We start from the raw sequence: 25,103 nt of genomic DNA on the forward strand, positions 1-25,103 counted from the left end.
TGCTAAGAACTTAAGGGCGTTAATAATGATGTGGGGTTGAGCTGAATTCGAGGGACGGTAAAGAAGCGAAGGTTTGCTTGGCTTTAAGATCGAAAAAGCCAGCAATGTATGCTGGCTTTGAAATTCTTAATAAGTTTCTATTCGTTATTTCGCTTTAACTACTTATCGATTTATACCAATTTCATCTCTTGGATGATGTCCGAAGCAATCTCTGGCTTCGTGCTTGTTGGTTTCTCGTGTAGGTCGGCTTTCAATTGTCCCTTACGGTTACTTAGGCCCGCTTCAAGTTTCTTAAGTGCTGCAGCGATAGCTGGGTACATAACATCGTCTGTCGATTTTGCTGTTACTCGTACACCTTCGTAGTTGGTGAATACTTCAACCTGATGTTGACCGTGTTCTTTAGTAATGATGATGTCGCAACTGATCAGTGATGGGAAATGGTTAGATATCTTCTCGAATTTACCTTCGATGTCTTTGCGTGACTCGTCGTTAATTGATACATGATGTGTTTGAACATTTATTTTCATAAATCATACCTTTCCAATGACTGTGTCATTTAAACGTAGCAAACATCGCATAGATTAACCAACTGAGAATTAGCACATGTGTGATTGACTTCAGTGTTATCAAATATTCTCTTGTTACTCCCTTGAAAGTCCGATGAACTGATCGCATATTATGTTTCGTGTTTTAAAGACATGTTCAAAAAAACTCCATCCTTGATAATTTGCGCTAACCTACAGCGAATTCCCAGTGAATCTCTCTTTATCGGTTTTATAATTCCGAACTTGTCACTCCATTGATTTTCTTTCCAGCTCACTCACTTTTTCTTCTTTGATTAAAAACTCAGCTTAAGTTACTAATTTATAGACACTCAACTGCCCACTCCATATTGAAGTGAAACTCTCCTGCTGTGAGTTGAGACTCGGGTATGGTAATGCGTGCTCGAATATCGACTTCTTTATTGGATGCCAGTTGATCGACAGGAAATTCGACGCCCTGACGCCAATAATTAATGTCACCTTCATAGCGAACCGGCGTTTCGACTTTGAATCGCACAAGTTCTGAAATGCGAGACTCATCAATTGAGCCTAGATCAATATGTTGCAGTTTGAGCAACAATCGAGAATCTTTGCGATTGGACTCAAGCTTAAGCGTTATCGCTCGGCCATCGTATTCTCGGCCACTGAATTTAAGCCGTTTAAGCGTATTAAAACCATCAAAGCCATTAAGATTGATGCAGAAATGCTGGAGCTGTTAGGCAGTGAAGATGGCAACACGGCGATGATCAAAGTGAGCTGGGATGAGAAGGGAATGAAGGTCTATAAGGATGGCTACTTAGCGGATTATGAGTACGGGATTGTCCCTCATGAGATGCAAGAAAACTACGAATTAGCACCTAAGTAACTCGATTCGATTGCAGAAAAGCGCCTTACTTATTAGTGGGCGCTTTTCTTTTGCTCACCAAAGCATGACGAAACTCACACTTTTCTGACAATTAATGACTCGTTGTGCTAGTATGCGCCGCTTGTCTTTGTAATTGATAAAAAACGCATTACCAAAACAGACTTTTTCTGTTTATCTGCTTGTAATGACCTCATTCAGTTTGGCCTGACTTGGCCGAACATCTGCATTTTGCTCGGACGCAAAGAGAGTAGTTCTCACTACTTCACTATGTACATTTGAGAGCACCATCTATCAAAGGCCTTTTTGAAACAGCCTAAATTAGCGCGAACTTAGTTCAGCGTGAAGGGTTTCGTTTTTCCAAAAATCCCTCTCGGCGGCTAAGTGAACCTTAGTTGCTGACAAATAAGGAGTCTATATGACGACTACGGTATCTACATCCGTACCTACATCTCAAGCTGGTAACGCAGCGCCGACAGAGAAAGAAGTAAACCACCCGTTTCTCTCTTTGGTTATCATGGTGATCGTTGCTGCAATCGCAACTTACTTCATCCCTGCTGGTGAATTCGAGCGAGTGGTCATGAATGGCCGCACGGTTATCGACCCAGACAGCTACACACAATTGACCAGCAACCCAACAACATTAGCCTCTTTTTTCGAATCATTTTTTAAAGGCTTCAAATCCGCTTCTGGCGTGATGGGCGTTGTGGTATTTGTGGGTGGTGCTTTTGGCATTATCAAACACATGGGTCTGTTAGACGCATCCGTTGTTGCACTAACTACTAAGCTAAAGAAGCAAGGCTTATACGTGATTGCGCCTGTGATCATGACGGCGATCTTCTTCAACGTTACCTTCACCGGTATGCGTGAACTTGATGTCATTTTCATCTCTTTGATGATCCCGTTCTGTATCAAGCTTGGCTATGACGCGATTACGGCACTTGGCGTTGTTTTACTGGCAAGTTGTGCCGGTTTCGCGGCCGCTTTGGCTAACCCATTCTTTACGGGTATTGCACACACTATCGCTGAACTGCCTATGTATTCAGGCATGTGGTACCGCTTTATTGTTGGTATGTTCATGTTGTTAACGGGTGCATGGTATGTGCTTAACTACGCGCGCAAAGTTAAGCAAGATCCGACCAAAGGTTTGTTGCACGGTACGGGTTACCACTACGAATCTAACGTTGAAGCGAAAACACTCACCACACGTGAAAAGCTTGCGGGCATCGCGTTCTTGGGCGTGTTCGCATACATGATCTTCGGCACGTTGACGATGGGTTTCGGCTTCACCGAGATTGCGGGTGCATTCGTGGCGATGGCGATTATTCCGGGTTTGGTGGCGGGCTTATCTCCGAACAAGATTTGTGAGTACTGGACCAAAGGTGTTAGCGATGTATTGGTTGCTGTGTTGATCATCTTCTTTGCGCGTTCGGTGTTGACCATCATGGAAGACGCGAAGATTGTCGATTCGATTATCTACTATCTTGCGCAGATCATTTCTGGCAGCTCTAAGCTTGTTGCGGCGGCAGGTATCTACTTCTCACAAGCTGCGATCAACCTGTTTATCCCGTCGGGCAGTGGTCAAGCGGTGATTACTATGCCAATTATCATTCCACTGGCAGATATTGGTGAAGTGACTCGTCAAGTTGCTGCGTTGGCGTCTCAATTGGGTGATGGTATCTCGAATTACATTTATCCAACCAACGGTGGCTTGCTGGCGGTACTGGCGATTGCGAAAGTCCCTTATGGTAAGTGGGTGCGTTTCTTCTTACCGCTATTCTTGTTCTGGTCGGTGGGCGCTCTGATTTCAGTCGTGATTGCTCAAATGATTGAGTTAGGGCCTTTCTAAGGTTTCTGTTTAATCGAATACATGGACAGTTAAGGCTTAACTGAAGCTGTGTGAGTAAATAAGAAGGCAGCGAATTCGCTGCCTTTTTTCGTTTAAAGAAAAGCTATTCCAACGTTAAAGGTTACTCTTCAAATTGGTAAGAAGAGGGCACCACAATCACGCCTTGTTTTGATATGTGGAAGCGTTTCGCATCGGCAAGGCCATCAAGACCGATCTGGGTTCCGTCAGGCACCTTAACGTTCTTGTCGATGATGCAGTTTTGTATGTGGCAATTTTTTCCAATCTCAACATCTTCAAACAAGATACTATCAATCACGATTGCCGCGTTGTTCACTTTTACCTTCGGGAAAAAGATAGAGTTTTGCGCTGAGCCACCTTCAATCACTACGCCATTCGCGATCATCGAGTTGATGAAAATCCCTTGATTTCCCTCTACCGAAGCAATGGTTCGTGCGGGTGGCAGCTGCGGTTCGTAAGTACGAATTGCCCAATCAGGTTGATATAAATCGATAGGCGAAGCTGGCTTTAACAGGTCCATGTTGGATTGGTAATAAGAGTCGATAGTACCAACATCTCTCCAGTACGCATCTTGGGTCACTCGGCCTTCTTCATCCCCAAACTTGTATGCGTAAACACTGTTGTTGCCCACCAATTTAGGAATGATGTCTTTACCAAAATCGTGGCTTGAGTTCGGATCTTCGGCGTCCGCCAGTAGCGCTTGTGTAAGCACTTCTTTATCAAAGACGTAAATACCCATTGAAGCCATGCTTCGAGTTGGCCTACCAGGTACACATGCAGGGTAACGTGGCTTTTCGGTAAAGTTATTGATCTCTAGAGATTCATCTATCTCCATCACACCAAACTCTTTGGCTTCGTCAATCGAAACCTCCATGCACGCCACAGTTAGGTCGGCCTCGTTCTTTTTGTGCTGCTTGAGCATTGGTGCGTAATCCATGCGATAGATATGGTCGCCAGATAACACCACCACATGCTTGGCTTCACTGCGAGACAGCAGATACAAGTTTTGATAAATCGCATCGGCAGTACCGCTGTACCAGCTATCACCGGTTCGCATTTGTGGGGGAACATTGGTGATGTATTCGCCGAGCTCGGGGTTAAGCACCGACCAACCATCACGTAAGTGTTTTTGCAAAGAGTGAGACTTGTACTGAGTTAGCACCAGAATTTGGCGAAGTCCGGAGTGCAGGCAGTTCGCGAGTGTGAAATCGATGATTCGATATTTGCCACCAAAAGGTACCGCAGGTTTTGCACGGTTATCGGTGAGGGGAGAAAGCCGAGAGCCAACACCGCCGGCCAGAACGATTGTTAGAGTGTCTTGCATAGTCAGAACCTCAATGTATTTATGATTATGAACATAGACTTGCAAGCACTAAGCCAAATGTAACTCATTGAATATTATACGCGGCAAGATTGATTCTTGTAGAGCTGCACCAAAATGATGCGTGCGAGATATTGGCTTGCTCTATTTTGATCCAAAGAGAGCTGAGCAAAGTGAAGGGATTGGATTAACAAAATGACGCACGGAAAAGTTGCATTACAAAACTGTCAATAAAATGAAGAGATAAAGTGATCGGGTCGATATAAATTTACATAAATAATCACAACTTTTCACAAATTGATTTCCATCAATAAAGTAGGGTTATTCTATGATACCTTGCACGCAAAATAAGAAATGATTACTCATTCACCAACAAAGATTAAGCCCCCAAAAGGAAATTATAATGAAAAAAACAGTATGTGGTATTGCGGTTATTGCGGCTCTTATGTCAACCAACGTTCTTGCTCATAAAGAAGGTGATTTCATCATCCGTGCAGGTGCAGCAATGGTATCTCCTAACGATAGCAGTGGGGATGTTCTGGAGACATCGGGGTCAAAATTTGGTGTGGATTCAAACACCCAACTTGGTTTGACATTTGGCTATATGTTTACAGATAACATCAGTCTTGAAATTCTTGCAGCAACGCCATTCTCTCATACAATCTCTACAAATCATGGTGGTCTAGGCGATATCGCTGACACAAAACACCTACCACCTACGCTGATGGTGCAGTACTACTTCGGTGAAGCAAACAGCAAATTCCGTCCTTACGTAGGCGCGGGTATCAACTACACCGTATTTTTCGATGAAGAACTTAATGGTACGGGCAAAGATGCTGGTTTGAGCGACTTGTCTCTTGATGACTCTTGGGGTCTTGCTGCAAACATCGGTATGGACTACATGATCAATGAAGATTGGTTCTTGAACGCATCGGTTTGGTACGCAGATATCGACACTACAGCTAAATACAAAGCGGGTGGTGTTCAGTACTCAACAGACGTTGATATCGACCCATGGGTATTCATGATTGGTGGTGGTTACAACTTCTAATCTCCCTATTCAATTTACTAAAGGCGCTCAAGCATCAGTCAGCTTGGGCGCTTTTCTTTGCTTACTTGTTAATGGATTGCTCGCCTTAGCTTTCTATTGTTATGGGTAAGAAAAACCTATTGTCGTCATTTATTGTTAATAAAAGGGAAAGATAAGTGTCATAACAGCCCACTATGATCGCGGTTTAAATTATGGAGGATATATGAATCGTAAATTTAATAAGCTGACATTATTACTGCCTATCGCGGTAAGTTCTGCTCTAGTAGGCTGTTCTCAACCAACATCACCAACGACTGCTACGCCATCTCAAACATCACTTGATGCTTTTAGCCTTCAATGCCAATCCATCTTGCAGCCAAGCGCTTCCAATGCAGAGGTAACCGGAATCAGCCTAGTTGGCCGTTCAATTGCCGACGCCCCGTTTGATACTTCTGCAGCCGAAATCGTCAGCTACGATTCATGTACCGACAAGCTTTATGTTGTGAACGCTCAAGCTCAGAAAGTTGATGTGTTATCGATGGACTCTGACAGCGCACCAACATCTGCGGGTTCTATTGATCTTCAATCAGCGGCTGCAGCTTCTGGTATTGATATTGGTGCAGCGAACAGTGTGTCGACTCATCAAGGGTTAGTTGCTGTCGCGATTGAAAATGCCGACAAACAACAAAACGGCATCGTTGCACTTTATCGCTCAGACACATTAGAGCTGATCACCACTTATACGGCTGGCGCTCTGCCAGACATGGTGAGCTTCTCTAAAGATGGTCGTTATATTGCGTCAGCAAATGAAGGTGAGCCGAATGCGGATTACAGCATTGATCCTGAAGGTTCAGTAACGCTGGTGGATTTAGCGAATGGGCCGATGCAAGCGAAGGTCACTCAGATTAATTTCAAGGTATTTAACCAAGGTCAGCCTCGTCACCAGGAATTAACCGATAAGGTTCGAATTTCAGCTCCCGATGCGACCGTCGCTCAAGACCTAGAGCCTGAATACCTAACGTTTGCTGACAACGGCAAACTCTACGTTGCCCTGCAAGAGAACAACGCACTAGCAGCGATTGATGTCGCAACGGCAGAGGTGGATGCGATTCTTGGTTTAGGCGGCAAACCTTGGGATAGCGCGCAATTGGATGCGTCGAATAAAGACAAAAATATCGGCAACCTACAAAACTACGCGATGTTAGAAGGACTTTACATGCCAGACAGCATCACTAGCTACAGTGTCGATGGCAATACCTACATCGTGACGGCGAACGAAGGTGACGGCCGCGAGTATGGCATCAAGACAACGCAAAAAGAGTGTGACGATAAAGGCTTTGAGTGGGATGGCGATGACTATAAAGGCACCGAAAACTACACCACAGAGAAAGACTTTTGTATCGCTTATGTTGATGAAGTACGTGGCAAGAAGCTAGATGTTGACGCTAACCACCCATTAGATGGCGCATTGAAAGACAACAAGCAACTTGCACGTCTTAAAGTGATTAAGCCACAAGGGACACTCGCTGCTGACCAAAAGGTTCAAGCATTCGGCAGCCGCTCGTTCTCTATCTGGGATGAGTCAGGCGAGCTAGTGTTTGATAGCGGCGATGATTTTGCTCGAATCGTACTTGAGCAAGATCCTGCAAACTTCAACAGCACCAATGATAACAACCAAAGCGGTGACGATCGTAGTGATGATAAAGGCGTAGAACCTGAAGCGATCGAAGTGGCGGAGATCAACGGCAAGCACTATGCCTTTATTGGACTTGAGCGCCAAGGTGGCATCATGGTTTACGACGTAACACAGCCTAAAAACGCAAGTTTCATCAGCTACTTGAACAATCGCGACTTTACTCAGCCAGTGTGCACTAAGGTTGATGAAGACGGTGATTGCGACAACGAGACTTACAACGCTAAAGCGGGTGATTTAGGTCCAGAATCAATCAAGTATTTCACTCGTTCTGGTAACCACTTTATTGCGGTTGGCAACGAAGTGAGTGGTAGCACGTCAGTTTACCGCGTTGAGTTTTAATCACGCTTCTTACTAGCAATTAGATTGAATCAAAACAAAAGCGCCACGACTTGTTAAGTCGTGGCGCTTTTTTAGTTCATCGCTTATTTATTAGCGATGGCAAAGGCCTATGGCTGTTGCTTAGTTGGTGCTAGAGCAATCTCACGGATACATACATTCTGTGGTTGTTGGTAAGCGAATGATACAGCGCGAGCGATATCGTCAGCTGCCAATACGCCACCCATGTCTTCTTTCCAAGAATCGTAACCGTCTTTGATCTCTTGAGATGTTGTGTGAGACAGAAGCTCAGTTTCTACAGCACCCGGTGCGATAGTGGTAACACGAACATTTGAAGCCGCCACTTCTTCACGAACGTTCTCAGAAATAGCGTGTACCGCGAATTTAGTACCACAGTAAGCTGCGTGGCTTGGGAATGTTTTCTTACCCGCGATAGAGCTGATGTTGATGATAGTACCCGTGTTGCGTTCCATCATCGGAGCAAGTACAGATTGCATGCCGTTTAGAAGACCAATTACGTTCACGTCGAACATTGTCTTCCACTCTTGTGCGTCTTGAGTATCGATTTGACCAAGAAGCATTGCGCCAGCGTTGTTGATAAGCGCATCTACAGGACCAAACTTCTCTTCACCTTGTGCGATAGCTGCATCAAAAGACGCTTTGTCTGTTACGTCTACTTTCACAGATAGAGAGTTTGGTAGGTTCAGCGCTTCAAGGCGGTCAATACGACGAGCTAAAAGTAGTAGAGGGTGACCTTCATCGCTTAGACGACGAGCGATTGCTTCACCAATACCAGAGCTTGCACCTGTAATTACGATTAGTTTTTTCATTTTATTTCCTCTGTACTTTTATTGCGTCGGTTGGCTACGACGTATTGTTTAAGTGCATTCGAATCAAGTGCTTGTTGCCTTGCTTCGTTGCGATGGAGGTATATTAAGGAAAATAGAATTGTTGATATATAGCACTTTACTTGAAACACTGTTGCTGTGGTGCAACAATAAAAGCGTCTATCTCATAACTTCATAAGTAAGCTGGCGACTATGCTTAATCAAATTAACCTGTCTGATATTCGTTCTTTCGTGCTGATCGCTCGTTTAGGTAATTTCACCAAAGCGGCGGAGGAGTTGGATGTGTCTCGTTCCCACGTATCACGCCAAGTGAGCAGCCTAGAAAAGCAGATGGGTGTGACACTGTTTATCCGCACCACTCGAACCTTAAGGTTGACTCACGCAGGGCAAGATCTGTACGCGAGATGTGAACAAGCCTTAGATAATATAGACCAAGCCTTGATTGCTGCTGTGGATGACGTCGAAGAAGTACGTGGCGACATAAAAGTAAACTGTGTTGGCGGTTATCTGGGCGAGGTGATCATCGCGGATCTGGTCAATGAGTTCATGCAACTCTACCCAGACATCAGCATCAGCCTTGATTTCAGTAGTAACCGAGTCGACTTGATTGAAGACGCGTTCGATATCGCATTTCGTATGGGAAGCCTTGAAGATGCGGGCTTTATCGCGAGAAAGCTTTTGGACATCGAGATGGGAACGCTCGCAAGCCCTGAATATTTTGCTCGCAAAGGAAAGCCAAACCATCCTAAAGATCTCATTCACCATGACTGCTTAACGGGGTCTGTGCGTAAGTGGAGCTTTCAAGCTTTGGATGACACCAAGAAAACAGTCGATGTGCATGTGACGGGCAGGTTGCAATGTAAGAATGGACGAGTGTTGGTACAGGGCGCGAAGTCGGGCAACGGAATTATTCGTGTTCCAACTATCTATTGCTTACAAGAACTCAACGACGGGCAACTGCTGCAAGTGTTTGATGAGTGGATAGTACCTAAAGTGGACTTTTCAGCGATCTACCATCGAGACCGCTATCAACCAAGTCGAATTCGAACCTTCATTGATTTTGTAAAAGGTCGCTTTGAGCAAATGCCAGTGAGCTAAGTGCTGCTTGTTGCCTTCCTTTTTCTGTCTGCTGTTTTTGGCAATAGTTGGACTAGCTCAAACTTACATCTCGTCGATTTCGTTTTGTAGGTTTTCCAGCTGGTCTAGAATCAACAAGAACTTTTCGCCGAACGGCGTCACTTGGTATTCAACTCTTGGTGGTAGTTCGTTGAACATTTGCTTGTCTAAAATTCCAAATTCTACATTTCGCTTCAAACATTCATTCAATACCTTTGTAGATAGCCCTTCTACTGAGCGCACCATTTCACCGGGGCGATTAATGCCATTTGCCAGTAATTGGTAAACCGTTAGCGACCATTTACAGCCGTAGATGGTTTCGACCATGCGAGCTGAGCGCTCTGGTGCTGATTTTCTTGAAAAAAAGTTTTCCTGATTTTTCATAAAGATGTACCAATAAGTACCTACCTAACTGATTTGTACTTACTATTCATAGTGTTAGTTCAAAGCCTAAGATTACCACGTTCACATGACTTAGGAGATAACAAAATGAACTTCACTAAAAATGGTATTGCAGTAGTAATCGGTGGCACAAGTGGTATGGGCTTTGAAACAGCGAAGCAGTTAGTCGCTCAAAACATCCATGTGTTGGTGGTCGGCAATAACCCAACTAAGTTAGATAAAGCGGTGTCAGAGCTGCAATCGCTCGGTCATGCTTCAGGCTGGCAAGCTAACCTTTATGATGATGCAAGTGTGTCTCGTCTTATTACGCATTTAGAGTCGCTCGAAGAAGGTATTGGTTACCTTGTGAATGCGGCTGGTTACTTCAACCCTAAAGCGTTTATTGAACACCAAGAATCTGATTACGAGCAATACATGCAGCTCAATAAAGCAACCTTCTTCATCACTCAAGCTGTCAGCAAGTTGATGATCAAAAACGGTGGCGGAAACGTGGTAAATGTAGGCTCTATGTGGGCCAAACAAGCTATTAGAGCGACACCATCCTCTGCGTATTCAATGGCAAAAGCTGGCTTGCACGCTTTAACACAGCACATGGCGATGGAGCTTGCGGACTACAACATTCGCGTGAATGCGGTTTCTCCTGCTGTTGTTAAAACGCCGATTTACGAATCTTTCATCAAACCTGAAGAAGTGGATCAAGCGCTAGAAGGCTTCAACGCGTTCCATCCTATTGGTCGAGTAGGTTTGCCGAAAGACATCGCCAATAGCATCTCTTTCTTACTGTCAGACAGTGCAGATTGGGTAACGGGTGCAATCTGGGATGTTGATGGCGGTGTGATTGCTGGTCGTAATTAATCAGGATTCTTTTTAGGTGGCTGTCGCGCAGGCAAAATAGCAGCGAGATGGCCTCCTTGATCAGTATTCGCGTAGAATAGAAACGAGAAAGACAACAATAATAATTAAAACGATAACAAGAGTAAGGTCGCCATTATGTTCAATATGGACTTTTCAAAGAGACTGGTTATAGAAACCGAGACATTAGATTGGATCGCGAGCCCTGCCAAAGGGGTATGGCGCAAGCCGCTTGAAAGAGAAGAGAAAGAATCAGGTCACACGACCAGCGTGGTGAAGTACGATCCTGACTCTTCGTTTTCTGAGCACCCGCACCCACAAGGCGAAGAGATCTTCGTATTAGATGGTGTGTTCTCAGATGAAACTGGAGATTTCCCTGCAGGCACTTATATCCGTAATCCCCCGGGCAGTGCGCATTCTCCATCAAGCAAAAATGGCTGCACGATCTTGGTAAAGCTCAACCAGTTTGATGCGAGAGACTTAACTCAAATTCGCATTAATACTCTAGAAACAGAGTGGCTTCCGGGTATTGGCGGCTTACAAGTGATGCCACTGCATGAATTCGAGCACGAACATGTCGCTTTAGTGAAGTGGCCTGTTGGCGAACGTTTTCAGCCGCACCGTCACTTTGGTGGTGAAGAGATTTTTGTGTTGTCAGGTACTTTTAAAGATGAACATGGTGAGTATCCAAAACACACATGGATGCGTAGCCCTCATATGAGCGAGCATTTCCCTTATGTGGAAGAAGAGACGGTTATCCTAGTGAAAACGGGTCACTTGCCATTGGGTTAAAGGAATGCTCCATATAAAGATGAGAAAGCCGCATTGTTTTGAACAAGCGGCTTTTTTAGTTTTTATATATGAGCTGACTAGTAAGCGACACCAATGCGTTGGCGTGGGAACTTGCCAGCTTCGAGTTCATCAATCATCGCGATAGCGTAGTCGCTGACGGATATTTTGCTGTTGCCATCTTCGTCAGTGAGCAGTTGTTCACCACCTGTGCGGTAGGTTGATAGCTTATCGCCCGGGAAGATTTCCGCAGCAGGGCTAACGAATGTCCAGTTAACCTTGTCATTAGATTGTTTGAACACTTCAAGCGCTTCACCCTGTGCTAGCGCTTCGTTTTTGTAGTCCGCAGGGAAGTCAGGAACGGTAACTAACGGTACGTTTGGCGCCACTTCTAATGAGCCTGCACCTCCTACCCAAAGTAGACGTTCGATGCCAATGCTTGGCAATGTATCAAGCAACTTAGCGGCTGTGTTTTTTACGATGTCGTGATTGCCTAGAGTGCGTCCACCAATCGAAGCAATTACCGCATCAACGCCTGAGAAAGCGGTCGCTAGACTTGCCGCTTCATCTTGTAAATCAAATGAACGAACTTCAACATCGCTGATTTCTACGCGGCTTGCATCTCTTACAACAGCAACAACTTCGTGTCCGCGAGATTGAGCTTCTTGAGCGATGTGACTACCAATCCAACCTGATGCGCCTAATACTGCAATTTTCATAATGTCTCTCCAATTATCTAATTTATTGAGTCTGTTTCTCGACAGCCATTGCAGTCTAATAGCTCACTAGATTGCGATAAATATCGTGAAATGATGTAGATTGTATCTATACAGTTATCTAATAGGCTTGGTTAAGTCGGTAAGGGAGAGTGTGATGGACAGGTTGACGGCGATGCGTAGCTTTGTTGAAGTCGCAAATTGCGCCAGTTTTACTCAAGCAGCAGAGCATTTGGACATGAGCCGTTTACAGGTTTCACGGCATGTTCAAGAGATCGAAGGGTGGTTAAAGCAGAGGCTATTACACAGAACGACTCGTAAGGTAAGTTTGACGACAGCGGGGGAGATTGCGTTACAACGTTGCGAAAAAATACTCCATGAAACGGCGGAGCTAGAAGTCACTGCACTTAATCAAACCGATGCTCTTTCAGGTGTGATTCGCATAGCTGCACCCATTGGCTTGACTCAACATATGCTGTTGAGTGTGGTTGAACAGTTCACAGAGCTTCATCCCAGTATCACAGTAGAGCTTTTTGCTTCTGACCATTTTGCTCAGCTGGTGGACGACAGAATCGATATTGCGCTGCGCTATACCGATCAACCTGACGATAGTTTGATTGCTCGAAAGCTAATGGAAATTGATTCGGTGGTGTGTGCCTCACAAGACTACCTAGACAAACACGGTGAACCTGAAACGGTTGAAGCGCTTAGACAACACAATTGTTTTCGTCATTTGAGTGTCTCTAAGTGGGATTTTGTTAAGGACAATCAACACTATTCAGTTGAGGTGTCTGGCACTATCAAGGCTAATGATGTTGGAGTGCTAACTCGTGCCGCACAGCACGGGAAAGGGGTAGTTCGTTTACCTTGTGACTTAGCCAACCCACTGATTGCGAATGGCAAATTGATACGAATATTGGATGAGTTTGTTTCACCGAGTAGTGTGCTGTGGGCGGTGTATTTGTCTCGTAGTTATCAGCTGCCGGTTGTTCGTCAGTTCATTGATTTTGCCGCAGAAGCTTGGTCTAGCGATATCAAATCTGGCGATGTTTGAAACTTCATAGGCAATGATACATAGCGATAGAATTTTAAAAGCTCATAAATACAAAAATCCGATATCAATGGTGATATCGGATTTGAACTCAATAATTCAGAGTTCCAGCACGCTCTCCTCTCACGAAGTCTTTACATGTAATGATGTACGGATAATCGGGTATTTATTACCTTTTCGTTTACGTCTGGTAAAGGCTGATACAAGCTTCTCGTAATGTCGGATAATACTTGGTCGTAAACTTGCGATACCACAGTAGATATATCACTGGTTAATTCGTACATGCTATCTGCTGGTTGGGTCGCTTCAGTGCTTGATGCGATCTCGGTGAGTGCATGCATCGCACGCGTGCAAATGGGTGACCCACTGCTGATCGGGCAGATAATCGATAATTGGTTAAGTTTGCGGTGTGTTTGAGATGCGTAGAATTTGAATCTCGCGTACTCCTCAGGCTTCTCCATATCAGGTATGCACATGCGTAACTTGGTCAGGATCTCCATGCAGTCTAAGATCTGTTGCCAATTCATGTGATACTCACGGCTCATGTCTTCTCGCTCAGACTGAATAAGCCAGATGATCATCACTTCATCCATTAAGAACATGCTGTGACGTATCGTTTTGCCATGAATCGATTGGTTACGCACCAAGCTACGGTTTTGCCAGTCGCTGTGCATGGCGATGAGCTTGAGGTGATAGATGCGATACATAGGGCGGCTATCAAACGACACATGGGACTGAAGCAGTTCAGATACTTCAAGTATGTTGTCGTAAATCTCGTTCACTTTGCGAATCGAGTCGCTAGACAACTTATAAGCTAGAGCATAGTGCGTTGCCGCGCGATGTTTGCGTGATAACAACAATAATTCTCTAAGCAGAACTAAGGTTTCAAACCTGTGTGATAGCGCTGTTTGTCTCTTCCTTGAGAAATGAAACAGGGCCGCAAGTACTAATAGGGATAAACCCACTGAAATAACTACAAACATATTCAACTCCTAATATTTGTATACCTACTTAGTGGTAGTGCAGACACCGTGCCAAAATAAATAAGTGTTATATTTCAGTTGCTTATGATTCCCCTGTAATTATGGATGATCAATGATGGTGCATGACTTCACCATTCTAGTGAATGTTTCTCATATTTTGCAGGATTTTTTGAGAGGTTAGTCGTGGGCGATGAGATGGAACTTAGATTTCAGTGTAGGAAATGAAGAAGGCCTCACCCTTTATATACTTTTAACTAGAAAAAGCAGTAAGAGTGAGACCTTTCAATGTTCATTTCTGAGTTTCGTTAGCTTAAGAGCTAAGCGTTTAGCACTAAACGTTACGCAAGCTTAAGGTCGAACTCAGTGCGGTACATCACCATATCTTCAATGGTCAGTACTGGCATGTTGTGTAGTTTACCGAAAGCAACGATCTCTGGCGCTTTTGCCATTGTGCCGTCTGGGTTGGTTACTTCACATAGTACGCCAGCCGATTGAAGACCAGCCATTTGCATAAGATCCACAGTACCTTCTGTGTGACCACGGCGAGCAAGTACACCACCTTTACGAGCACGCAATGGGAATACGTGGCCAGGGCGAGCAAGGTCAGTAGGCTTAGCTGTTGGATTTGCAGCTGTCTTGATCGTTGTTACACGGTCAGCGGCAGAAACACCTGTTGTTACACCAACTTTCGCTTCGATAGTGACGGTAAACGCAGTTTGGTTTGCGCTGTTGTTATCAACAACCATAGGTGGAAGTTCAAGTTGGTTCGCTTGCTCGTCAGTTAGACACAGACACACAATGCCGCTGCATTCGCGGATCATAAGCGCCATTTGAGCATTCGTCAGGTGTTCTACTGAGTAGATGATGTCGCCTTCGTTCTCACGATCTTCATCGTCAAGTAGAAGTACGCCACGACCTTCGCGTAGAGCTTGCAGTGCATTTTCAACGCGAGTGATTGGTTCGCCAAATTCGGCAAGTAGTGAAGACTGATTCATGGTTAAACTCCTAAAATATCACCAGAATCAGGGCTGTATGAGGGATCTCAACCGAGCACAACAAAGCCTACTCATTACAAGTAACTTGTACCAATCGTAGTAAACAACTGGTCATTCTAGCTAGTTAAAACCCTTGATAACGGCGTTAGAATTTTTGACTGTAGAATAACTACTTATCGAAAAATTTTGCCTTGTTCTCAAGCGTTTTTCCTGCGCTATCTCTGATCATTTATTTACTGTGATTGGTATTAGCTCATTATGGTTTTATCCAAAACGAAATGCACCCGCCTAAGTTGGAGGTACGAACCCAACTCACGCGGGTACGCCTTTCCAACTTAAACGAGTGTGTTTTCATTCTCTCTCATCCGGACTATAACCGTCGGCTCTGGCATCTCACCAGATCTGCTGACCTCGACGAATCGAGCGCTCGCGGGCTTATCTTTAGATTTTGCTAAGGACATACCGCCGGTGGGGAATTTCGCCCCGCCCTGAGAATAAAAATTAATAATCTGTTTTGCTTTTGAAAGCAGACCAGATGGTAATCCTTTCAATAGTGGATTTAAAGGACTGACAGCAAAGTTTTTAAGATTCTGGCCTTATAATCCGGTAAGTGTTCACTTTATCAGCAGAACGCGTCCGGTAGTCTATTAATGGGATGATGCCTTTGTCTCGTCTGGTTTCAGTGGTTTTTGCTATCTCTATGAACATAAATGGATGTTGAACATTATTGGTGCTGGCGTGGCTGTTCACCGAATCAATACTCAAGAGGTCCATTAATCGAATATTGTTACACCATGACGGCTGACTGACCGTTTTGACATAAAATTGATATTGACGATGCTAAGCTGCGATAGCATCCGACCACTTTATCTAAAAGATCTTAGCCATGACTTCTCTGTTCTCTAACAAATCCAAAGGCTTATTACTGCTCGTTCTAAGTTTGTATTCCCTCATACCCTTTTTGATCTTTGGATCTGACTTCGACCTTGGAAGTGCTGTTTTGCCTTTCTATGGCGCCTTCATAACGTTTGTGACTTACTCTGCGGGCAATCAAGGGTTCTTGGTAACACTAGCGATTTTGTCTTTAGTATTGTTCACGATGAAGTTTTCCAAAGCGAAGTTAGTCAGTCTTTGTCTGCAGCTCGGCTTGTTGTTGGTGCTTAGCTTTGCAGCGAAAACCTTCTTAAAGCATTCCACTGAGAGCCCTCGTCCTTATTCTGAGTATTTGGTGACGCAGGAAGTGGTTGATATGCCGGAAGTGTTTTACGAATTACCATTGGTTGAAAAGAATGCTGCGATTGAGTCTGTACAAGATAAGGTGAGCGAGTGGCGAACGCGTCACTGGTTGGGTGAAACTGACTACTCTTTCCCATCTGGACATATGATTTTCGTCGGTGTGTGTTTGGCGTTCTTTGGTGGTCTTCTCCTAGAGGCGAAACGCTTTTATCTAGTCGGCGGTTTACTGGTTTGGGCTGGTGGTGTCGCCTATAGCCGTGTTTGGCTTGGCATGCATCGACCAGAAGACTTAGCCGGATCTATTGCCTTTGCGGGTTTGATCTATTTATTGGTGCCGCTTATCTCAGAGCAAAAAATAGAACGCTATTTACCTGCATTTTTGAAACAGACTTCTTAGGGATCCGTCCTCACTGCAAAAGAAGGGCTCAGATTAGCAGTACGTAATAAACGCTACTGATTGAGCCCTAGCTCTGCTTGCTTCTTTTTGGTTAGACCTAAGGACACAATTCGGTGTGACTCAATGAGATAGTATCTCAGCTCCTCATCCCTTTGTGGTGTGCTTTCAAACAGCTGAATCCATTTCATACCGCGTGAAGCAAAGTAGGGTGCGGGTTTATAGCCCGGCTCTTCTTTGAGAAAGTCGAAATTCTGATCGGACGCCTTGAAGATAAACGCAGGCTCATCTTTCGGTCCCCAACCACCAATCGCAAACACCTTGCCACCCACTTTCCAAACGTGCGAGTTATTCCACTGCATCACATAACTGGTTGCAGGCAGTGACTCGCAGAATGCGTTGAATTCGTCGTAAGTCATAGAGCGTCCTTTTACCTATTGGGTGTTTGTGTTGGTTTTCTAAGATGTCTTTCTTCTTCTTGTCTTTATCGCCAATAACTAGCCAGCTAAACCCTGCCAGATTGCCGTAAAGCCACTGAGAGAACATAGCAGTAATGAACCAATGCGTATCTTCTCTTTAGGGATGCTTTGTGTCGTCATTAACGCCACTTTGTAACCCAACCAAGCAGCAGGCAGCAAAGGTATAGTGATGATCAAGTGGTGTAGCGTGAAGAAGCCAATTGGGATCTGTACAACCAACGAAATGATCGAACTAAACACGAAAAACGCAGAAAGGTTACCACGAAGCTGATTGGCATCTTGGTGTTGGAGTAGCAGTGCCATCGGTGGACCACCAATACCAGAACTGGTGCCAAAGAACCCAGAGAAGAACCCCGCAATACCCATCTTAGTTGGGGTTGGTTCGAGTCTAAAGGGCAGTAGGCTAACAATCACGGCAAATACTACCAATAAGCCCAACCATAGTGATAACACGCTCGTTGAAACCATCACCAACAAAGCACCACCTGCCAGTGACCCAGGAATACGGCCCAGCAATGCGATTTTTAATCCGCCAATAGAGATATTTGCTCTATGTTTAAAAGCGTTGAATAACGAGATAAACAGACCGATCAAACAGATAGGCGCAGGCACATAATCTGGAGAGACCAAAAACAGCAGTGGGGCTGCAACAATGGCCAAACCAAAGCCGATTGCGGTTTGCACAAACGAGCCGACAAAAATGAGTGTCATTGCGATAAGGACAGTCTGATCTATGTATTCCATAAGCCTGCGGATTAGTTTTAAAGGAGCGGGTGGATACTATAAATGAAAACTAAAATAATAGTCTTATTATTCAGTGAGCTTTATGCCAGTTTCGCTAGTTATAATTTCTACTATAACGACCAACAAAAAAGCGAGTGAGTATCTCAGGATGCTTCCTTTCAATACTCACTCGCTTTATTGGAACGACTTGTTTACGCTAGTGGGGGAGTCAGCATAAAACGTTAAGCCATTGCCAATTTCAGTCGCTCAATGGGCTTGTCATTGATTGGTAAATGGATAAGTGCTGCTGCAAATGCCAGCACCACCGTTGACCACCAGATTGGCTCGTAAGAACCGTAGTAATCGTAAATACGACCACCCACCCAAGCGCCTAAGAAGCTACCCACTTGGTGAGTAAAGAATACCAAGCCGTACAACGTTGATAGGTAACGGGCACCGAAGATCTGACGAACTAAGCCAGACGTTAGCGGAACTGTACCCAACCAACAGAATCCAATGGCCGCACCGAAGATAGCCGCGGTTGATTCAGTCACAGGCAGAGTCACAAACGCACCGATAACCACAGTACGCACTAAGTACAGTGCAGACATAACGTGGCGTTTGCTGAACTTGTCGCCCATTACACCCCAGAAGTAAGACCCAAAGATGTTGAAGATGCCAACGTAAGCCAGTGCCATCGCAGCGCTGCTCGCGGGTAGGTCTTTATCTGCTAAATAGCTCGGTAAGTGCGTTGCGATAAACATTACGTGGAAACCGCACACGAAGAAGCCCGCGTGAATCAACCAGTAACCTTTGTGAGCAAACGCTTCAGACAACGCTTCTTTGAGTGTTTGGTTCTCTTCAGCTTGCGCTTGTTTGTTTGAGGCTGCTTTAGGCGCTCGCATGAACAGCGCAAAAGAGATCATCAAACAACACAGTACGCCAAACACTTGCATCGCACTCTGCCAGTCAAATTCATTCAGCATGTATTGTGCGCCCGGAATTACCGCGAACATACCAAATGAACCTGCAGCCGTGGTTAAGCCAAACGCCTTAGCCGCGTGCTCTGCTGGTACAACTTTCGCTACTGCGCCAAGCACGATCACGTAACTTGTCGCACTCAAGCCAAGACCAACCAGTGCGCCTAACGAAACGTAAAGCATGCTCGATTCGGTAGAAATTGAGGTAAGAAGTAAACCCAAACCGTAAGCACATGCGCCAGCAATAATGATGCGTCTTGCTCCCCATTTGTCAGCGGCCATACCAACAAAAGGTTGGAACACACCGAACAATAAGTTTTGTAGAGCAATAGAGAAGCTGAAAAACTCTCGACCCGTGCCGAAATGCTCTGAAATTGGCATCATGAAAATGCCGAATGATTGTCTGATCCCTAGACTGATAATAAGTGTGCCTATCCCTAGCCATACCAGTAAAGGAAAACGGAAAATGCTCATTCTAATACTCTTAAATTAATGGTGGTGATGTGAGTGGTCTTGCGCTGACATGTGTTGGTCAGTCATCTCATGGTGATGTTCGTGCCCAGAATGATCATGCCCTGACTGCTGATGGCAACCACTGCTTACGGCATGCTGAGCCAAGAGATCAATCAATGGCTGACTGTGATGCACAATAACCAAACTAATGACGAGGAATAACGTCATTCTGGCAAGTTGGGCAAAAAGAGATTGTGAAAACATACGGTGTTGACATGCGCTCAATGTTGTAAGAAGTCGCGCATCATAGTGATGAGTCGGGTATGTATCAAATGACCATTTGTGATGTAGTCTATGCGTTTTATGCATAGATTGTCGCTTGATTGGAATTGGTATAAAACGCGCTCAATAAATAAGAAAACTTGAAGCTCGTTAGTTAATAGAAACAAGTATCTAATTAAGAATGAAAGTCTAAATTAAGGCTTATAACTAGCTGTTTAATTTAAAGTTTCACAAAGCTGTAAAAACTAATATACAAACTAATCACTAAGCAACATTGCTCGTTCACTCGACTTATCTGTCAAACATCGTAAATTTGGGCATAAATCGTTTCAAGACTACTGAAACGCGATGTTAAAAGATTCAGGGAGAGTCATTCACATGGATAAAGATCATAATCTTCGCGAAAACTTACTGGCACTGATCTTAGGTAGCGCATTGGTTTCACTCGGCGTTATCTTTTTCAACCAAGTCGGTTTGCTCACCGGGGGCACGGCTGGTCTAGCGATCTTCATTACCAAAGTAACAGATTTGAGCTTTGGCCAAGTATTCTTCGCACTTAACTTACCTTTCTATATTTTGTCGGTTGCTCGTATGGGCTGGCGCTTCACAATCAATACGTTTATCGCGGTTTCGATTGTTTCGTTCGCCGTGGATCACTTGTATCACGTGATTCAAATTGCCGAAATTCATGCATTGTATGCAGCTTTACTTGGTGGTGGCTTGATTGGTACCGGCATGCTGGTGATTTTCCGCCACAAGATGAGCTTAGGTGGCTTCAACATTCTGGCGTTGTTCTTACAAGAACGTTTTGGAATTCGAGCAGGTAAGGTTCAGATGGCATTAGACTGCACGATTGTTGTGCTTTCTCTGTTCATTGTTGATGTGTCATTGGTTCTTCTGTCTGTGCTTGGTGCGATAGTCACCAACTTGATTCTAGCAATGAATCATAAACCGGGGCGCTATCAACCTGTGGTAAAAGCGGAAGCAGCATAGTTCGGTTCGCTCAAGCTCTAGATTTGCTTAAGTAAAGAGTGATTTGCAGATTATGAAAACAACAAAGCCAGCATTAATTGCTGGCTTTGTTCTATTGAAATAACGGATTCGATGTAACGATTAACACTTGCCGCAGCTGGCGTTCGGCTTAAGCTCGCAATCAATCACATTGCCTTGTTGATCAAGGGACAAGTTACAACACTCTTCAAACAGGTTCTTAAGATCAGCACGGCTTTTTTGCACGCGGGATTTAACCGTTGAGTAACTGACGTTCTGCGCTTCTGCGATCTCTTTTTGGCTTTGGCCTTTGATGTCGACCGCAAGCAGTAGCGATGAACTTTGTTCTGGCAATGCCTGAATAAAAGGTTCAATACACAATGAAAGTTTCTGCTTAAATTCAGAGTCGTGGTCTAAATCGGTAAACCACAGATCTTCAGCATCAATTTGGCTATCACGTTGTTGGCGTGCATGCTTACGGTAGAAGTCGATAATGGTGTTGTTGGCTAACTGGAACAGCCAAGCCTTAACACTGCTAGCATCTTGTACCTTATCTAAGTTCTGATAGGTCTTAATCAAGATATCTTGGAGCAAGTCGTCTACATCCGCAGAGTTGTTGACCTTTGAATGCAGGAATGACTTTAATGCTTGCTGATACTCGGCCCAGACTTGTTCGAGCTTCAAAGGTGCATTAGTTGCACTGTTCATTTACGCAACATTCGTCTTGTAAGAAATCAATCACACCTTCTAGGCACTCATACTCCGCCACGCAGAATAGAGTTCTTCCTTCTCGTCTTTGGCTGATTAGGCCCGCAGACGCCAAGCTTGATATGTGGTGAGACAAGGTAGAACCGGGAATGCCTAGCTCTTCTTGTAGGCCGCCAACTGCAATGCCTTGGTAGCCAGCTTTAACGACACTCTTATAAATGGTTAGGCGAATAGGGTGCCCCAACTCTTTAAGTGCTTTCGCAACGACTTCTAAGTTCATATTAACTCCTCAAGATTTAATTTCGATGTTAGTCGAAATGTATGTCGAATTCAAATTTAAAAACGGTGTCTATGTAAGCTATTGAAAAACTGTGTTTTCGAAAATAATTTCGATTTTTATCGAAATAATGCTTGTTCTGGAGCTGTTTATTTCTATAATTCGAGAATATTCGAAATTAAGGATTGGTTACTTTTCTCATAGAGCCCGACCTTCAATCCAGTTTGGAGTTAATTATGAGCAATGAAATGTTAACAATGCTGAAAGACGCACTTGATATGTTCGCTTTCTTAGCAGTAGAGCTAATTATCTTTTTCTTAGCGATCAGCTACATTGTTGGGATTCTTCAAGAGTTCCTTACACCAGAAAAGATTCAATCTATCCTGAGCTCACGTAATGGTAAGGGTTATGTAGTAGCAGCACTACTGGGTGCAATTACACCTTTCTGTTCATGTTCGACCATTCCTTTCTTAAAAGGATTGCTGCGTGCAAGAGCGGGTTTCGGTCCAATGATGGTGTTCCTATTTGGTAGCCCACTATTGAACCCAGTGATCATTGGTTTGTTTGTGATTACCTTCGGTTGGCAAGTTGCTGTGTTCTACTTCCTTGTAGCAATGACGGTGTCTGTAGTGGCTGGTTACGCACTTGAGAAGCTTGGCTTTGAGCGTTACGTAAAACCTGAAGCGTATGAATCAACAGGTTCAGCTTCAAGCTGTGGCACTAGCTGTGGTGATTCTGATCCTAAGAAAGCAGCACCGGTTAAAGCGGAATCTTCATGTGGTACAAGTGCATGTGGCGAACCTGCACCAGTAATGGCAAAAGAGACATCTTGCTGCGATTCTAAAAAAGAAGAGCCACAAGTAACGGTTTCATGCTGTTCAGCGGATGGAAGCGCAACAGCTGAAATCGTAGAGAAGAAAGAACCTAGTCGTTGGATGAGAATTTGGTTCTCAACTTGGAAAGACTTCAAACAAGTTTTCCCTTACCTAATGATGGGTATCGCGATTGGTTCATTCATCTACGGCTTCATTCCTACAGACCTAATTGCACGGTACGCTGGTGAAGGTATGTGGTATGCGATTCCAGTAGCTGCCGTGATTGGTATTCCACTGTACATTCGTGCTGAAGCGGTAATCCCATTAAGTGCAGCTCTAGTACAGAAAGGTATGGCGTTGGGTTCAGTAATGGCATTGATCATTGGTAGTGTAGGTGCAAGTTTGACGGAAGTTATCCTGCTTAAATCAATCTTCAATAACCAAATGATTGCAGCATTCCTATTCGTTATCCTAAGCATGGCGATGGGTGCAGGCTTCCTATACAGCTTCATCTTTGGTTAATCAGGTCTGATTTCGAGATAACACCATTGATACAAAGAGATAGATAATAAAAAAGAGCTCACATAGTTGAGCTCTTTTTTGTTTAGCTTATCAGTCCGGAGGCTAGAAACCGCGAATATCCAGCTCATTATTGATCAACACAACACACTGAGAAGCAAACAGCATGTTCGGGCCTAAGCTGATTTTTTCTGTCCCTAAGCGCTTTAAGCTGTTGTAGCTTTTCTTCGGCATAGGGATGTGATCAGTAAGAAGGAAACATGGGTTTTCAGCAATCTCTGCATCACGGATAAAGTCGCCTTTCTTATCCATCATGTATAGCTGGTGGTCTTCAGCCAGTTCTTTGACTAGTTTTTCAAAGCTCATAGTGCGAACGACGATTCCCGGTTCAACCTGACGAGTCTGCTCTTTGGTCATACCTTGAGAAGCATCAACCGCTCTTACTACCGCTGATAACAATGCCGATTCATGAAAGCCACCAATGTTGGTGATCTCATTTGAATCGAAAGTGATCGTACGTGAAAAGTCTTTAGTACTTTCTAATACAAGGTGTACGGTGACATTCTCACGGTGAGATTGAGCAACGAAGATCGTGTTCATCAGAGTATGAGCCAGAATCTCAGTATGAGCATCTTGCCCAACACCTTCTAAGATAAGTTTGCTCTCTGTAGGGGCTGCGCGAGCGCGTAATACAAATGAACGCATGGAATGTACCTTGTCAGTATGTGATAAAGCGAAACGGGCTTTATCAACATGAATTGATGAATAACCAAAATTGTGGCGGTATGTAACTCTTTTCTATTAATGAAGTCAAATAGAGTTGCGTATAGCGCCAACCAGAAGAACTCTGCGTATTAAATAGAGAATGACCACATTACAAGATGGTAAGGGTTGAAGCGACCCAATGTTTACGTAGATAGTATGCGCAAATTATTAGGTGACTTACATAAGGAAGTAGTCGATGAAGTTACAGAAGATCAATAAAGAAGAATATAGAAAGAAGATGAACCTGCTGTTGGTTTCGTTGGTTGGGTCACTCGCAGTGTTCGCCATTGTATTCGGAACCATACTGATCGAGCTATTCGGTTCAGGGCAATCAATCGCAGGCGAATCGACAGGTAATTTCCACTTGAACGTATTAGGTGTGATCTTATCAGTCGCATTGAATGCATTTATCGCGAGCCGTGTGAAAGGGCATGATTACTTCAAAGAAGCGCTTTATGTATGGAACCTTAAACAAATCCATAATCAAATCTATCGTAAGCTCAAGCGTATTCAACCCAAAGCTGAGCAAGGCGACCGAGACGCGCTGACCATCCTTTATTTCTATTACACCACGCAAAAACAGGTATACGACCTAGACAACAACACATTGACGATAAAAACAGTTCAGCAATCGCTAGATAACATCCTAGAAGTGAGTGAGAAATGGAGCATTGAGCTAGATATAGAGGCTTTTTCGAAAGATCTAATCGCAAAGTTTTAAGTAATACACCCATTATTGTATGAGCTTTGAGCTACGAAAGAGCCTTTTGACGTAAAAGTAGCCACTTAAGCAAGTTTTTTGAATTTTTATCAAAAAAGGGGTTGCCATGTTTTCGATGATCTCTATAATGCCGCCTCACTGACACGGCAGATGCCATAAGGCTTCAGCGGTAATCAGTAAGACGGAAAGTTCGAAAGAAATTAATTTTAAAAAGTGTTTGACACTTAAGATTAAATCGCTAGAATTCACGTCCGCTTTCAAGGGTTTCTTTGTAAAAAGAAAGTTTCGACAAGCAAAGCTCTTTAACAATTTAAACCTATCAATCTGTGTGGGCACTCGTTGATGAATATCAAAA

At 44.2% G+C, this 25,103-nt stretch carries 27 protein-coding genes, 1 pseudogene and 1 riboswitch; of the genes and pseudogenes, 13 read left to right on the forward strand and 15 right to left on the reverse strand.

From position 1 onward, the window contains the following. Positions 1–170 precede the first annotated feature (170 nt). The gene (hpf, locus tag AB4323_RS05105) at positions 171–527 is read right to left on the reverse strand and encodes a ribosome hibernation-promoting factor, HPF/YfiA family (protein WP_017061680.1); all 357 of its coding nucleotides are present in this window, start codon (positions 525–527) and stop codon (positions 171–173) included. A 337-nt stretch (positions 528–864) separates the two neighbouring features. Then, entirely contained in the window at positions 865–1,122 is a 258-nt protein-coding gene (locus tag AB4323_RS05110; protein ID WP_229648214.1) for a hypothetical protein, read from the reverse strand. Positions 1,123–1,179: 57 nt separating this feature from the next. On the opposite strand from AB4323_RS05110, the pseudogene AB4323_RS05115 reads away from it, so the two are divergent. Both AB4323_RS05115 and AB4323_RS05120 read left to right on the forward strand, forming a co-directional pair. Further along, a pseudogene (locus tag AB4323_RS05115) lies at positions 1,180–1,407 on the forward strand (hypothetical protein); the annotation flags it as partial. Between the two features lie 415 nt (positions 1,408–1,822). Then, positions 1,823–3,253 carry a YfcC family protein gene (locus AB4323_RS05120; protein ID WP_372151828.1) on the forward strand — a complete coding sequence of 477 codons (1,431 nt, stop codon included), beginning with the start codon at positions 1,823–1,825 and terminating at the stop codon, positions 3,251–3,253. A gap of 121 nt (positions 3,254–3,374) precedes the next feature. Here AB4323_RS05120 and glgC read toward each other — a convergent pair whose 3' ends face one another. Beyond that, complete coding sequence (glgC, locus tag AB4323_RS05125; RefSeq protein WP_017061684.1) at positions 3,375–4,595, reverse strand: glucose-1-phosphate adenylyltransferase; 1,221 nt, start codon at positions 4,593–4,595, stop codon at positions 3,375–3,377. 400 nt (positions 4,596–4,995) lie between these two features. Here glgC and ompW point away from each other — a divergent pair, with 400 nt between their 5' ends. Together ompW and AB4323_RS05135 are read left to right on the forward strand one after the other, a co-directional pair. Then, on the forward strand, positions 4,996–5,643 hold the full coding sequence (gene ompW / locus AB4323_RS05130) for an outer membrane protein OmpW (protein WP_017064924.1): 648 nt from the start codon (positions 4,996–4,998) through the stop codon (positions 5,641–5,643). Between the two features lie 202 nt (positions 5,644–5,845). Beyond that, a complete protein-coding gene (locus AB4323_RS05135; protein ID WP_372151830.1) occupies positions 5,846–7,657 on the forward strand; it encodes a choice-of-anchor I family protein in 1,812 nt (603 codons plus the stop codon). Between the two features lie 107 nt (positions 7,658–7,764). Here the strand turns inward: AB4323_RS05135 and AB4323_RS05140 are convergent, their stop codons facing one another. Beyond that, a complete protein-coding gene (locus AB4323_RS05140) occupies positions 7,765–8,484 on the reverse strand; it encodes an SDR family oxidoreductase (RefSeq protein ID WP_008216572.1) in 720 nt (239 codons plus the stop codon). A gap of 210 nt (positions 8,485–8,694) precedes the next feature. Between AB4323_RS05140 and AB4323_RS05145 the strand changes: the two genes are divergently transcribed. Next, positions 8,695–9,600 (forward strand): LysR substrate-binding domain-containing protein, encoded by a 906-nt coding sequence (locus AB4323_RS05145; protein ID WP_371721790.1) that lies wholly within the window; start codon positions 8,695–8,697, stop codon positions 9,598–9,600. Between the two features lie 63 nt (positions 9,601–9,663). Here AB4323_RS05145 and AB4323_RS05150 read toward each other — a convergent pair whose 3' ends face one another. Beyond that, complete coding sequence (locus AB4323_RS05150; protein WP_004733017.1) at positions 9,664–10,002, reverse strand: helix-turn-helix domain-containing protein; 339 nt, start codon at positions 10,000–10,002, stop codon at positions 9,664–9,666. 105 nt (positions 10,003–10,107) lie between these two features. Here AB4323_RS05150 and AB4323_RS05155 point away from each other — a divergent pair, with 105 nt between their 5' ends. Further along, positions 10,108–10,875, forward strand: coding sequence for an SDR family NAD(P)-dependent oxidoreductase (locus AB4323_RS05155; protein ID WP_065584096.1), 768 nt, complete (start codon positions 10,108–10,110; stop codon positions 10,873–10,875). 135 nt (positions 10,876–11,010) lie between these two features. Further along, entirely contained in the window at positions 11,011–11,664 is a 654-nt protein-coding gene (locus AB4323_RS05160) for a cupin domain-containing protein (RefSeq protein ID WP_372151832.1), read from the forward strand. Positions 11,665–11,741: 77 nt separating this feature from the next. Here AB4323_RS05160 and AB4323_RS05165 read toward each other — a convergent pair whose 3' ends face one another. Further along, entirely contained in the window at positions 11,742–12,380 is a 639-nt protein-coding gene (locus AB4323_RS05165; RefSeq protein WP_372151834.1) for an NAD(P)-dependent oxidoreductase, read from the reverse strand. Between the two features lie 154 nt (positions 12,381–12,534). On the opposite strand from AB4323_RS05165, the gene AB4323_RS05170 reads away from it, so the two are divergent. Next, positions 12,535–13,431, forward strand: a complete 897-nt coding sequence (locus AB4323_RS05170; protein ID WP_372151836.1) for a LysR substrate-binding domain-containing protein — start codon at positions 12,535–12,537, stop codon at positions 13,429–13,431. Positions 13,432–13,562: 131 nt separating this feature from the next. On the opposite strand, the gene AB4323_RS05175 is transcribed toward AB4323_RS05170, so the two are convergent. Both AB4323_RS05175 and ribB read right to left on the reverse strand, forming a co-directional pair. After that, positions 13,563–14,411 carry a hypothetical protein gene (locus AB4323_RS05175; protein WP_017065871.1) on the reverse strand — a complete coding sequence of 283 codons (849 nt, stop codon included), beginning with the start codon at positions 14,409–14,411 and terminating at the stop codon, positions 13,563–13,565. Between the two features lie 338 nt (positions 14,412–14,749). Further along, positions 14,750–15,406 (reverse strand): 3,4-dihydroxy-2-butanone-4-phosphate synthase, encoded by a 657-nt coding sequence (ribB, locus tag AB4323_RS05180; protein WP_017054827.1) that lies wholly within the window; start codon positions 15,404–15,406, stop codon positions 14,750–14,752. Positions 15,407–15,755: 349 nt separating this feature from the next. After that, positions 15,756–15,906: riboswitch (FMN riboswitch) on the reverse strand. 386 nt (positions 15,907–16,292) lie between these two features. On the opposite strand from ribB, the gene AB4323_RS05185 reads away from it, so the two are divergent. Continuing rightward, positions 16,293–17,039: a phosphatase PAP2 family protein gene (locus AB4323_RS05185; RefSeq protein ID WP_017064917.1), complete on the forward strand. Its 747-nt coding sequence runs from the start codon at positions 16,293–16,295 to the stop codon at positions 17,037–17,039. A 53-nt stretch (positions 17,040–17,092) separates the two neighbouring features. Here AB4323_RS05185 and AB4323_RS05190 read toward each other — a convergent pair whose 3' ends face one another. From AB4323_RS05190 to AB4323_RS05200, 3 genes are all read right to left on the reverse strand, one after another. Then, on the reverse strand, positions 17,093–17,455 hold the full coding sequence (locus tag AB4323_RS05190; protein WP_017061695.1) for an MmcQ/YjbR family DNA-binding protein: 363 nt from the start codon (positions 17,453–17,455) through the stop codon (positions 17,093–17,095). A 78-nt stretch (positions 17,456–17,533) separates the two neighbouring features. Then, a complete protein-coding gene (locus tag AB4323_RS05195; protein ID WP_170962367.1) occupies positions 17,534–18,259 on the reverse strand; it encodes a sulfite exporter TauE/SafE family protein in 726 nt (241 codons plus the stop codon). Between the two features lie 221 nt (positions 18,260–18,480). Next, positions 18,481–19,692 (reverse strand): MFS transporter, encoded by a 1,212-nt coding sequence (locus AB4323_RS05200; protein ID WP_017061697.1) that lies wholly within the window; start codon positions 19,690–19,692, stop codon positions 18,481–18,483. Between the two features lie 29 nt (positions 19,693–19,721). Here AB4323_RS05200 and AB4323_RS05205 point away from each other — a divergent pair, with 29 nt between their 5' ends. Further along, positions 19,722–19,871 carry a hypothetical protein gene (locus AB4323_RS05205; RefSeq protein ID WP_372151838.1) on the forward strand — a complete coding sequence of 50 codons (150 nt, stop codon included), beginning with the start codon at positions 19,722–19,724 and terminating at the stop codon, positions 19,869–19,871. A 460-nt stretch (positions 19,872–20,331) separates the two neighbouring features. Further along, entirely contained in the window at positions 20,332–20,946 is a 615-nt protein-coding gene (locus tag AB4323_RS05210; protein WP_017065874.1) for a YitT family protein, read from the forward strand. Between the two features lie 120 nt (positions 20,947–21,066). Here AB4323_RS05210 and sigZ read toward each other — a convergent pair whose 3' ends face one another. Then, positions 21,067–21,651, reverse strand: a complete 585-nt coding sequence (gene sigZ / locus AB4323_RS05215) for an RNA polymerase sigma factor SigZ (RefSeq protein ID WP_017061700.1) — start codon at positions 21,649–21,651, stop codon at positions 21,067–21,069. Beyond that, a complete protein-coding gene (locus AB4323_RS05220; RefSeq protein ID WP_004733042.1) occupies positions 21,635–21,931 on the reverse strand; it encodes a helix-turn-helix transcriptional regulator in 297 nt (98 codons plus the stop codon). The genes sigZ and AB4323_RS05220 overlap by 17 nt, the downstream gene beginning before the upstream one ends. Positions 21,932–22,164: 233 nt before the next feature. On the opposite strand from AB4323_RS05220, the gene AB4323_RS05225 reads away from it, so the two are divergent. Further along, positions 22,165–23,265, forward strand: coding sequence for a permease (locus AB4323_RS05225; RefSeq protein WP_372151840.1), 1,101 nt, complete (start codon positions 22,165–22,167; stop codon positions 23,263–23,265). A 102-nt stretch (positions 23,266–23,367) separates the two neighbouring features. Here the strand turns inward: AB4323_RS05225 and trmY are convergent, their stop codons facing one another. Next, the gene (trmY, locus tag AB4323_RS05230; RefSeq protein ID WP_017061702.1) at positions 23,368–23,967 is read right to left on the reverse strand and encodes a tRNA (pseudouridine(54)-N(1))-methyltransferase TrmY; all 600 of its coding nucleotides are present in this window, start codon (positions 23,965–23,967) and stop codon (positions 23,368–23,370) included. 256 nt (positions 23,968–24,223) lie between these two features. Here trmY and AB4323_RS05235 point away from each other — a divergent pair, with 256 nt between their 5' ends. Further along, positions 24,224–24,748, forward strand: coding sequence for a DUF3087 family protein (locus AB4323_RS05235; protein WP_065584102.1), 525 nt, complete (start codon positions 24,224–24,226; stop codon positions 24,746–24,748). Positions 24,749–24,883: 135 nt separating this feature from the next. Here AB4323_RS05235 and AB4323_RS05240 read toward each other — a convergent pair. Then, positions 24,884–25,103 (reverse strand): hypothetical protein (locus AB4323_RS05240; RefSeq protein WP_372151842.1); only part of this gene is annotated, 220 nt, incomplete at its 5' end.

Origin of the sequence: Vibrio sp. 10N.261.52.C11 (genome assembly GCF_041471405.1) — a bacterium.
GTDB lineage: Bacteria > Pseudomonadota > Gammaproteobacteria > Enterobacterales > Vibrionaceae > Vibrio > Vibrio crassostreae_C.

Coding starts and splice junctions, on each gene's coding strand:
- hpf (WP_017061680.1), bottom strand. CDS start 527: ATGAAAATAAATGTTCAAACACATCATGTATCAATTAACGACGAGTCA.
- AB4323_RS05120 (WP_372151828.1), top strand. CDS start 1,823: ATGACGACTACGGTATCTACATCCGTACCTACATCTCAAGCTGGTAAC.
- glgC (WP_017061684.1), bottom strand. CDS start 4,595: ATGCAAGACACTCTAACAATCGTTCTGGCCGGCGGTGTTGGCTCTCGG.
- ompW (WP_017064924.1), top strand. CDS start 4,996: ATGAAAAAAACAGTATGTGGTATTGCGGTTATTGCGGCTCTTATGTCA.
- AB4323_RS05135 (WP_372151830.1), top strand. CDS start 5,846: ATGAATCGTAAATTTAATAAGCTGACATTATTACTGCCTATCGCGGTA.
- AB4323_RS05140 (WP_008216572.1), bottom strand. CDS start 8,484: ATGAAAAAACTAATCGTAATTACAGGTGCAAGCTCTGGTATTGGTGAA.
- AB4323_RS05145 (WP_371721790.1), top strand. CDS start 8,695: ATGCTTAATCAAATTAACCTGTCTGATATTCGTTCTTTCGTGCTGATC.
- AB4323_RS05150 (WP_004733017.1), bottom strand. CDS start 10,002: ATGAAAAATCAGGAAAACTTTTTTTCAAGAAAATCAGCACCAGAGCGC.
- AB4323_RS05155 (WP_065584096.1), top strand. CDS start 10,108: ATGAACTTCACTAAAAATGGTATTGCAGTAGTAATCGGTGGCACAAGT.
- AB4323_RS05160 (WP_372151832.1), top strand. CDS start 11,011: ATGTTCAATATGGACTTTTCAAAGAGACTGGTTATAGAAACCGAGACA.
- AB4323_RS05165 (WP_372151834.1), bottom strand. CDS start 12,380: ATGAAAATTGCAGTATTAGGCGCATCAGGTTGGATTGGTAGTCACATC.
- AB4323_RS05170 (WP_372151836.1), top strand. CDS start 12,535: ATGGACAGGTTGACGGCGATGCGTAGCTTTGTTGAAGTCGCAAATTGC.
- AB4323_RS05175 (WP_017065871.1), bottom strand. CDS start 14,411: ATGTTTGTAGTTATTTCAGTGGGTTTATCCCTATTAGTACTTGCGGCC.
- ribB (WP_017054827.1), bottom strand. CDS start 15,406: ATGAATCAGTCTTCACTACTTGCCGAATTTGGCGAACCAATCACTCGC.
- AB4323_RS05185 (WP_017064917.1), top strand. CDS start 16,293: ATGACTTCTCTGTTCTCTAACAAATCCAAAGGCTTATTACTGCTCGTT.
- AB4323_RS05190 (WP_017061695.1), bottom strand. CDS start 17,455: ATGACTTACGACGAATTCAACGCATTCTGCGAGTCACTGCCTGCAACC.
- AB4323_RS05195 (WP_170962367.1), bottom strand. CDS start 18,259: ATGGAATACATAGATCAGACTGTCCTTATCGCAATGACACTCATTTTT.
- AB4323_RS05200 (WP_017061697.1), bottom strand. CDS start 19,692: ATGAGCATTTTCCGTTTTCCTTTACTGGTATGGCTAGGGATAGGCACA.
- AB4323_RS05210 (WP_017065874.1), top strand. CDS start 20,332: ATGGATAAAGATCATAATCTTCGCGAAAACTTACTGGCACTGATCTTA.
- sigZ (WP_017061700.1), bottom strand. CDS start 21,651: ATGAACAGTGCAACTAATGCACCTTTGAAGCTCGAACAAGTCTGGGCC.
- AB4323_RS05220 (WP_004733042.1), bottom strand. CDS start 21,931: ATGAACTTAGAAGTCGTTGCGAAAGCACTTAAAGAGTTGGGGCACCCT.
- AB4323_RS05225 (WP_372151840.1), top strand. CDS start 22,165: ATGAGCAATGAAATGTTAACAATGCTGAAAGACGCACTTGATATGTTC.
- trmY (WP_017061702.1), bottom strand. CDS start 23,967: ATGCGTTCATTTGTATTACGCGCTCGCGCAGCCCCTACAGAGAGCAAA.
- AB4323_RS05235 (WP_065584102.1), top strand. CDS start 24,224: ATGAAGTTACAGAAGATCAATAAAGAAGAATATAGAAAGAAGATGAAC.